The sequence below is a fragment of the Nonlabens sp. MB-3u-79 genome, assembly GCF_002831625.1.
Taxonomy (GTDB): domain Bacteria; phylum Bacteroidota; class Bacteroidia; order Flavobacteriales; family Flavobacteriaceae; genus Nonlabens.
Map to the genome: position 1 here is coordinate 1,495,001 of NZ_CP025116.1, position 5,000 is coordinate 1,500,000.

Annotated in this window: 2 tRNA genes and 4 rRNA genes (2 of these 6 running past the window's edge); all 6 read left to right on the plus strand. The window is 41.0% G+C overall.

Features of this window, described 5'->3' with window-relative positions:
• A 23S ribosomal RNA gene (locus CW736_RS06560) occupies window positions 1-46 on the plus strand; it begins 2,773 nt to the left of the window's first position.
• A 77-nt stretch (window positions 47-123) separates the two neighbouring features.
• Window positions 124-232 (plus strand): 5S ribosomal RNA (rrf, locus tag CW736_RS06565).
• A 1,537-nt stretch (window positions 233-1,769) separates the two neighbouring features.
• Window positions 1,770-3,295: ribosomal RNA gene (locus CW736_RS06570) — 16S ribosomal RNA — on the plus strand.
• A gap of 129 nt (window positions 3,296-3,424) precedes the next feature.
• Window positions 3,425-3,498 (plus strand) — tRNA-Ile (locus tag CW736_RS06575).
• Window positions 3,499-3,612: 114 nt separating this feature from the next.
• A tRNA-Ala gene (locus CW736_RS06580) sits at window positions 3,613-3,686 on the plus strand.
• 132 nt (window positions 3,687-3,818) lie between these two features.
• Window positions 3,819-5,000 (plus strand): 23S ribosomal RNA (locus CW736_RS06585); it runs 1,637 nt beyond the window's last position.
• The 16S, 23S and 5S rRNA genes sit together here with 2 tRNA genes alongside, the layout of an rRNA operon.

Below are 5,000 nucleotides of genomic sequence, written 5' to 3' on the forward strand. Positions count from 1 at the left end.
GTAATGTCATAGCCGAGTGATACTAATTACCCGTAAGCTTAGGTATTCATTCCTTTTTTTATTTACTTGTTTATATTTTCAATATGTCAACTTATACAGTTGACTTTATGTCAGCTGAACCATTAAGGTGGTTATAGCGATGGGGCTCACCTCTTACCTTTCCGAACAGAGAAGTTAAGCCCATTTGCGCAGATGGTACTGCTATTTGTGGGAGAGTATGTCGCCGCCTTCTTTTGAACCCTTGTCCTAACGGATGAGGGTTTTTTTATACCCCAAATCTAAAATATAATGCTGCAAATGAACCCTATAAATAGGGTTCCAATAGTTGTTATTTTACTCTCTGTAACAATTCCATCTTATTAGAGCGACTATTAGGTTAGGAATTAGATATACGAGTTCAGCTTTGATACTGTATATTTTTAAGATTTCGCCTTTTGTAACTAGTTTACACTATAAGTCAACACGACCTTTTCTATTCCCTTCCTGTAAGACAAATTAAACTTTAAATAGGAAGTTCTAGATTTATGTAGAATCAGCTTTGCATAATTGAGATCTGTTCCATCCTTCATGCAGATGCTGTACTTCTAATTTAGATCTGAACTCAAATCTGAATATTGTTGAGATTTCATTCAAGTTTAGAACAAGCGATAGACCCTTTTTTATTAGTCTTAAACTTTAAGATTGTAATGACACGATTAAATCATCTTGTTGTTAAAATGATAGTGCTTTAAGGGAGTATATGTTCTCAAGGTACTGCTATTCTTATGCATAAGTCATATAATAAAAATTAATATTAATAAGAAGGTATATTGATGTTGTGCTTAGTTATATGAATTACTTAGAAAGGGTTAAAGCTTTAGGTCATATATCAGCCTAAAGGGGAACCGTCAAGAGTACTTTACTCGTTGTTCAAGTTATCTTTTATTTGCGTTTATTGATGAAAATTTTTATCGTCACCAAATTAGGTGTGAGTATCTATTTCAGTTTATTCAATTTTAGAATTATTTATTATCATTTTAATGGTTATTTGGAAGGAGGTCTTATGGTTTCCAGGTGACCTTTTATATAGTTTAGAAGTGGTCTTTCTCAAGACTTCATATTTTGTATTTTAGAATTTAGGTCTTGGTAGTTGTTTTAAAATAGCTGGATTTTATATATTATCACAACATTATAAGAGAACTTGTGCTTTATCAACTTGGTTTTGTTATTACCGCACAGGTAATCAAACAGAAAAAACACAACTAATCCATTTGTATTTAGTAATCGTGTTAGCACTTTCGGCTATTTTAATGTTTTGAGGGTACAGGTATTTATGGAGCAGTTATAATGTTGTTGCAGAGGCGAAGGTGTCGTAGGTAGGGTTTGGAGGGTTATTTGATTAGGGAACAAAATAATTTATAACATTAAATAGCTGTAAATGAGCTTATTGTTTTTCACTTCCATTTATTTTCATTTTTTATCATTAAAAAGTTTGGTTGGTAACAGATAGTGTCTGTATATTTGCACCCGCTAAGGAAAACAGGTATATGTTTAACGAGGCAAATGTTCTTCAAAAAGGCTAAAAAATCAACAATGAAATCGTGAAGTTTTCTTGTAAGATTTTAGTTTTAGATTTTGAAGATGTTCATTGAGATATTGATTGACAGCACAAATTAAAGTTATCACTTTAAAGTGATAACAATAGTTATATAATAAATATAGATAAGCACAATGCTAATTAAGTAGTTTCTAAAAAGCATCATATATTAAATGATCTTTAAAAAGATTCGACGATGAAGAGTTTGATCCTGGCTCAGGATGAACGCTAGCGGCAGGCTTAACACATGCAAGTCGAGGGGCAGCATATCTAGCTTGCTAGATGATGGCGACCGGCGCACGGGTGCGTAACGCGTATACAATCTACCTATTACTGAGGTATAGCCCGAAGAAATTTGGATTAACACCTCATAGTATTATTAAGTCGCATGATTTAATAATTAAAGGTTACGGTAATAGATGAGTATGCGTCCTATTAGCTAGATGGTGAGGTAAAGGCTCACCATGGCTACGATAGGTAGGGGTCCTGAGAGGGAGATCCCCCACACTGGTACTGAGACACGGACCAGACTCCTACGGGAGGCAGCAGTGAGGAATATTGGACAATGGGCGCAAGCCTGATCCAGCCATGCCGCGTGTAGGAAGACGGCCCTATGGGTTGTAAACTACTTTTGTACGGGAAGAAATCTCTCTACGTGTAGAGAGTTGACGGTACCGTAAGAATAAGCACCGGCTAACTCCGTGCCAGCAGCCGCGGTAATACGGAGGGTGCAAGCGTTATCCGGAATCATTGGGTTTAAAGGGTCCGTAGGCGGGCTAATAAGTCAGTGGTGAAATGCAGGGGCTTAACTCCGGCACTGCCATTGATACTGTTAGTCTTGAATTATTGTGAAGTGGTTAGAATATGTAGTGTAGCGGTGAAATGCTTAGATATTACATAGAATACCAATTGCGAAGGCAGATCACTAACAATATATTGACGCTGATGGACGAAAGCGTGGGTAGCGAACAGGATTAGATACCCTGGTAGTCCACGCCGTAAACGATGGTTACTAGCTGTTCGGTACGATTGAGTACTGAGTGGCCAAGCGAAAGTGATAAGTAACCCACCTGGGGAGTACGTTCGCAAGAATGAAACTCAAAGGAATTGACGGGGGCCCGCACAAGCGGTGGAGCATGTGGTTTAATTCGATGATACGCGAGGAACCTTACCAGGGCTTAAATGCATTTTGACAGGTCTAGAAATAGATTTTTCTTCGGACAATTTGCAAGGTGCTGCATGGTTGTCGTCAGCTCGTGCCGTGAGGTGTCAGGTTAAGTCCTATAACGAGCGCAACCCCTGTTGCTAGTTGCCAGCGAGTCATGTCGGGGACTCTAGTGAGACTGCCGGTGCAAACCGTGAGGAAGGTGGGGATGACGTCAAATCATCACGGCCCTTACGTCCTGGGCCACACACGTGCTACAATGGTAGGGACAGAGAGCAGCCACTTCGTGAGAAGGAGCGAATCTACAAACCCTATCTCAGTTCGGATCGTAGTCTGCAACTCGACTACGTGAAGCTGGAATCGCTAGTAATCGCATATCAGCCATGATGCGGTGAATACGTTCCCGGGCCTTGTACACACCGCCCGTCAAGCCATGGAAGCTGGGGGTGCCTGAAGTCGGTGACCGCAAGGAGCTGCCTAGGGTAAAACCGGTAACTGGGGCTAAGTCGTAACAAGGTAGCCGTACCGGAAGGTGCGGCTGGAACACCTCCTTTCTGGAGTTTCTGAAATAATGAAACTACAAGAGTGATGTAATGCAGAGTTACTTAGTTAGTGTGTTTATTTATTTTTATATTAAGAATTGTCAATTAAGAGAAGCCGCGAGGTTTTGTTCAATGATTTAGAGTCTCATAGCTCAGCTGGTTAGAGCGCTACACTGATAATGTAGAGGTCGGCAGTTCGAGTCTGCCTGGGACTACTTTTTTTTGTGGTTTTGCCACATTTGTTCATTTAAAATAATTAGGAAACTTTAGATGTTGAGGATTATATTCCATATTCATAATTTTGAATTAATTTTCTAAATTTCTGAAATGGGGGATTAGCTCAGCTGGCTAGAGCGCCTGCCTTGCACGCAGGAGGTCATCGGTTCGACTCCGATATTCTCCACGAGTGTATTTATACACAAACGTTCATTGACATATTGAAAAGATTAAACGAGTAACGTAGATTAATTTCTACATTATAAAAGTAAAATAAAATAGGTTTTTACTCCATATCGTTGTGGGGTAAAATTGAATATCATAAGCAAATTAAGGGCGTATGGGGAATGCCTTGGCTCTCAGAGGCGATGAAGGACGTGATAAGCTGCGATAAGTTGCGGGGATCAGCACATGTGAATTGATCCGCAAATTTCCGAATGGGGCAACCCGGTATATTGAAGATATATCATCCGCAAGGAAGCAAACCTGGTGAACTGAAACATCTAAGTAGCCAGAGGAAGAGAAAACAATAGTGATTCCGCTAGTAGTGGCGAGCGAACGCGGAATAGCCCAAACCAATAATGTTACGGCATTGTTGGGGTTGTAGGACCGTAATATTTGATGTGCAATGAATAGGAATCTTTTGGAAAAAAGAACCAAAGAGGGTGATAGTCCTGTACTGGTAAGTTGCATTATTGATAACGGTATCCTGAGTAGTGCGGGGCACGTGAAACCCTGTATGAATCTAGCGGGACCATCCGCTAAGGCTAAATACTCCTGAGAGACCGATAGTGAACTAGTACCGTGAGGGAAAGGTGAAAAGAACCCTGAATAAGGGAGTGAAATAGATCCTGAAACCATACGCTTACAAGCGGTCGGAGCCCATTAATTGGGTGACGGCGTGCCTTTTGCATAATGAGCCTACGAGTTACCGTTGTTAGCAAGGTTAAGGATTTCAGATCCGCAGCCGTAGCGAAAGCGAGTCTGAATAGGGCGTGTAGTTAGCAGTGGTAGACGCGAAACCGTGTGATCTACCCATGGGCAGGGTGAAGCTGTAGTAACATACAGTGGAGGCCCGAACCGGTTGACGTTGAAAAGTCTTCGGATGACCTGTGGGTAGGGGTGAAAGGCCAATCAAACTCGGAAATAGCTCGTACTCCCCGAAATGCATTTAGGTGCAGCGTTAACTAAGTTTTATAGAGGTAGAGCTACTGATTGGATGCGGGGGCTTCATCGCCTACCAATTCCTGACAAACTCCGAATGCTATAAAATAGTGGTTAGCAGTGAGGGCATGGGTGCTAAGGTCCATGTCCGAAAGGGAAAGAACCCAGATCATCAGCTAAGGTCCCAAAATGTATGTTAAGTTGAATAAACGAGGTTGTACTGCATTGACAGCTAGGATGTTGGCTTGGAAGCAGCCATTCATTTAAAGAGTGCGTAACAGCTCACTAGTCGAGCGGTACGGCATGGATAATAATCGGGCATAAATATACTACCGAA